This is a genomic window from Leptodesmis sp. (assembly GCF_052746595.1).
The window spans coordinates 34,242-38,450 of sequence record NZ_JBRAGO010000023.1 but is presented as its reverse complement, the minus strand read 5'-3'; the positions used below and the strand labels follow the sequence as shown (position 1 = coordinate 38,450).

The 4,209-nt window shown below is 50.9% G+C and carries 5 protein-coding genes; 3 read left to right on the top strand and 2 right to left on the bottom strand.

All coding sequences use genetic code 11. The features are described from left to right. Positions 1-746: alcohol dehydrogenase catalytic domain-containing protein (locus ACUVQO_RS07330; protein WP_445925232.1), on the bottom strand; the 746-nt coding region annotated here is incomplete at its 3' end. A gap of 28 nt (positions 747-774) precedes the next feature. Here ACUVQO_RS07330 and ACUVQO_RS07325 point away from each other — a divergent pair. The 3 genes from ACUVQO_RS07325 (at position 775) to coaBC (ending at position 3,330) form a co-directional block, all read left to right on the top strand. Then, the gene (locus ACUVQO_RS07325) at positions 775-1,557 is read left to right on the top strand and encodes an alpha/beta hydrolase (RefSeq protein ID WP_445925231.1); all 783 of its coding nucleotides are present in this window, start codon (positions 775-777) and stop codon (positions 1,555-1,557) included. A gap of 199 nt (positions 1,558-1,756) precedes the next feature. After that, complete coding sequence (gene isiD, locus ACUVQO_RS07320; protein ID WP_233744605.1) at positions 1,757-1,969, top strand: protein IsiD; 213 nt, start codon at positions 1,757-1,759, stop codon at positions 1,967-1,969. A gap of 146 nt (positions 1,970-2,115) precedes the next feature. After that, entirely contained in the window at positions 2,116-3,330 is a 1,215-nt protein-coding gene (gene coaBC / locus ACUVQO_RS07315) for a bifunctional phosphopantothenoylcysteine decarboxylase/phosphopantothenate--cysteine ligase CoaBC (RefSeq protein ID WP_445925230.1), read from the top strand. Between the two features lie 738 nt (positions 3,331-4,068). Here the strand turns inward: coaBC and ACUVQO_RS07310 are convergent. Further along, on the bottom strand, positions 4,069-4,209 hold a 141-nt coding region (locus ACUVQO_RS07310; protein ID WP_445925247.1), incomplete at its 5' end, for a pentapeptide repeat-containing protein.

Below are 4,209 nucleotides of genomic sequence, written 5' to 3'. Positions count from 1 at the left end.
GTGAGATTTCCGGCATAGGTGCTTTTCAAAACCAAAGTGCCACGGGGACGCAACGCCCGACGAGCGATCGCGAATCCCCCTGGATTTCCGGTACATTTTACGGAGATGTCGAAGCTGCGATCGCCCACCGCATCCGCAAACCCAACGGCAATTCCGCGTGCTTCTAGATTGGCCAGTTTTTCTGTATGGCGACCTACAACAAATAAATCACATCTCGTTAAGGCCAGTGTTTGAGCCACCAACTGACCTAACTTGCCATCCCCCACCACCAGCACCTTGTCAGCAGAACTGATTTTGATCTGTTGCTGAATTTCCAGCGCTGCCGCCAAAGGTTCAGTAAAAGTCGCGGCATCGGTGGTAATTCTGTCTGGCACAGGATGGAGATTGGCGATCGGCAGTGTCAGATATTCCGCAAAGGCTCCGGGTCGGTTGACAATTCCCAGTACCGTGCGATTTTCACAATGGGTCGAGTGCCCCTGCAAGCAGAAGTGACACTGACCACACATCGCATTGATTTCACCCACCACCTGCTGCCCGACTAGAGTATCTGGCCCCTGTTCCACCACCCCAACAAACTCATGACCTGGAATCCCGCTGTACGGGTAATATCCCCTTAACAATTCCAGGTCTGTATTACAAGTTCCTGCCCGCAACACTCGAATCCGCGCTTCCCCTGCCGGAGGTGCAGGAATGGGTAGATTGGTGTGCAGGTGCAATTGTTGATTTTCCAACCAGAGGGCTTGCATGAGAGTGATGGGGTGAAAGGGTGAAGGAGTGACGGAGTATGGGACTTATCTCACTTTGCCACCATTTTGCTTTCCCATCATCTCCCTACCACTTCTCCACTTCTCCCCCCTCCCCCACCCTAACTGCTATAAGATCAGAGCACATCGAGTTGAGGAACCCCTTCTGTCTTTAAACGCCATCACCATACCCGCCCAGACTAAACAGCCCGCCAAAGGCTTGATTGTCTTATTGCATGGTTGGGGCGCGAACTGCCAGGATTTACTGGGTCTGGCAGAGTTTATGGATCTAGGAGACTATCAACTGGTTTTTCCAGATGCCCCTTTTGTTCACCCCTATAATCCCGTTGGCAAGATGTGGTACGACCTGCCACAGGATTATCGATTTATGGGAACGGCCCAATTTGGCGATCGCCCCGATCTCACCCAGAGCCGGGAACAATTAACCGACTTCCTCGACTCCCTCACCAACCAGTTACAAATTCCCTTTTCTCGCACGATTCTGGGAGGCTTCTCTCAGGGCGGCGCAATGACATTAGATATAGGCTTACAACTGCCGCTCGCCGGATTGATGGTGTTGAGTGGCTACTTGCACGCTCCCCCGCGGCTCCAAACAACTGACACTCCTGCCGTTTTTATCGTGCATGGCAGACAGGATATGGTAGTTCCCGTGCAGGCGGCTCACCGGACGAGAGATAGCTTGCAAGCTCTGGGAGTACCCGTGCAATATCAGGAATATCCCTTTATGGGGCATGAGATTCAACCCATCGTATTGGAGCAGCTACAAGCCTTTGTTAAAGAAATACTCGATTAACATTAATCCGTTGTGAACATCCGGGGCCGTGGCCGGTGGGTGGGATAATATTGGGGTACGGGTAAATACGGACATTGCTCTCAGGGAAATCTTTGAGTTCTGTTCCTGGATTACTCAAGTCCAGTTCACAAATTGGAATTTCTCCATAAAGCAACTCCGTTCTGGACTGGGAAAGTGTAAAAGCGGGAGGTCGCTGGCCATGATGACATTGCATTTAGAACAAACTCAGGTTGCTGCCTTGACCGCTACTGATGTAGAAAAGCTGGCAACACGCTTAGAACAAGACGACTATACAACGGCTTTTGAGGGGCTGCAGGACTGGCATTTATTACGGGCGATCGCCTTTCAACGTCCTGAACTGGTAGAACCCTATCTGTACCTGCTGGATCTCGAAGCCTACGACGAAGCTTAGAAATTTGGGATTTTGGGTTTTGGATTACAAAGTGAAAAATGAGGGATACCGACTGAGAACACGATCGGGCAGCTTGATTGCCGCACTCGCCAAGCAGAAAACGTTTTGCAATCCAAAATCCAAAATCCAAAATCCAAAATAGTGCGATGTCAGGAAACCGTGTTGTAATTGGTGTTGGAGGTGGTATTGCAGCCTATAAGTTGGCTGAAGTGGTTTCGTCTTTAGCAAAAGCTGGCCTGGAAGTCCGTTGCATTTTGACAGCAGCGGCTCAGCAATTTGTCATGCCGCTCACCTTTGCTACCCTGTCGCGCCATCCGGCTTATACTGATCGAGATTTTTGGCAGCCCGTTCATGGTCGTCCTCTGCATATTGCATTGGGGGAATGGGCTGAGGTTTTGTTGATTGCGCCCCTGACGGCAAATACGCTGGCAAAACTGGCTTATGGGATGGCCGATAATTTGCTGACCAATACGGTGCTGGCTTCCACCTGTCCGGTATTGCTGGCTCCCGCGATGAATACAGAGATGTGGGAACAACTTGCAGTGCAACGGAGCTGGCAGCAGGTGCAGCAGGATCCGCGTTACCACTTGGTGGGGCCAGCAGCCGGAATCTTGGCCTGCGATCGCGTAGGAACCGGACGTATGGCAGAACCCGCAGAAATTTTGCCGTACATTCATTCTCTTTTGTATACCCAGGGCAACCAAGATCTGAGGGGCAAAAAAATTCTGATCAGTGCCGGGGGAACGCGGGAATTCCTCGATCCAGTGCGCTTCATTGGCAATCCCTCGACGGGCAAGATGGGGATTGCACTGGCTCAGGCGGCAGTTCATCGAGGTGCAGAGGTCATTCTGGTACATGGCCCACTGGAAGAAATAGTGAGGCAAACTCTACCAGCCAAGATCCGCACCGTTCCAATTACTTCAGCCTCTGAGATGCAGCAGGCTATGATGCAGCACCTTTCGATCTCCGATTGGATCGTCATGGCGGCGGCGGTGGCTGACGTGAAACCCGCCAATTACAGCGTTGAAAAACTTCCCAAGTCTGCTTTGCCAGATAGCTTACCCCTGTCTTCAGTGCCGGATATTGTGGCGACTCTGGCGCAGTTTAAACAGGCTCATCAGCGTTTAATTGGCTTTGCGGCTCAGAGCGGGGATATTATTACCCCAGCCAGGGAAAAGTTACAACGGAAACACCTGGATGCGATCGTTGCCAATCCCATTGATCAACCCAACAGTGGGTTTGGCAGCGATCAGAACCAGGCCGTTTTTCTCGATGCTCAGGGCCGACAACAGGCGATCGCACCCTGCAGCAAGTTGCAAATGGCTCACCAACTCCTGGATTTCATGCAAACGATCCCTTAAACCAAGTCCAGCTAGAGAACGGTCGCTTTCCGATCAAAGAAACTCCGGTTTTGGACTGGGACAAGGTTTAGTCTGCTCAGCAACTCACTGGAGGGCTATGCTCCTTGCAGCAACTCTCTCATGCTTGGTCTGGTCTCAGGCTGACTAAATTGCAATCCTGGTTGCGCCAAGAACTAACCCAAGAACTGACTCAAGAATTGCCTTAAAACATAGGAGGCAAACGGGCTGAGCTAATCGCGGCTTACCACCTTCCTTCCCCACCCTCTAATGCCTTTGCACGTGAGCTGCAGCCTGCACCAGAACAATCGCAACCCATCTCCAAGCCAATTCTAGAGATTGATCAACTCGAAATCTACTTGCCGCTTTTCCAATCTCAAGGTCTTTATAACAAATGCCAGTCAGGCGTTTTCAGAAGCGGCGCTGCCAGGGGATCAGCCTTTTTCATGAAAGGTAAGAGTAGAGTTTTCAGGCCCAGGTGCGATCGCACTCATGCCCCTGACTCCTTCCATTCAGGTTGAATTTTATACCAAACCTCTCAGTCCAGAACCGGGCATCGTATTAGGCAAGGTTGAAATCAAAACCAGCCCTAACCTGTTGGATTTACTCCTTTATCCTATCGAAGTGTATACCACCTCTAAGTCCATAACTGTTTCAAAAACTTCAAAAACAACCTGACCATTGCCTGCCCTACCCAACTCTGCCATTGCCTACACTCTATTCCCTAATTCCCTATTCCCTCTACTTCGCCTCCCGTCTATCGGGCATCTTAGCGCCTTTGAGAATCGCTCCCTCTAAATTAGCGCCAGCCATTTTGGCATTTCGCAGGTTGGCCTTTTGCAAATTCGTGTTACTCAAATCGGCTCCCTGTAAGTTGGCTCC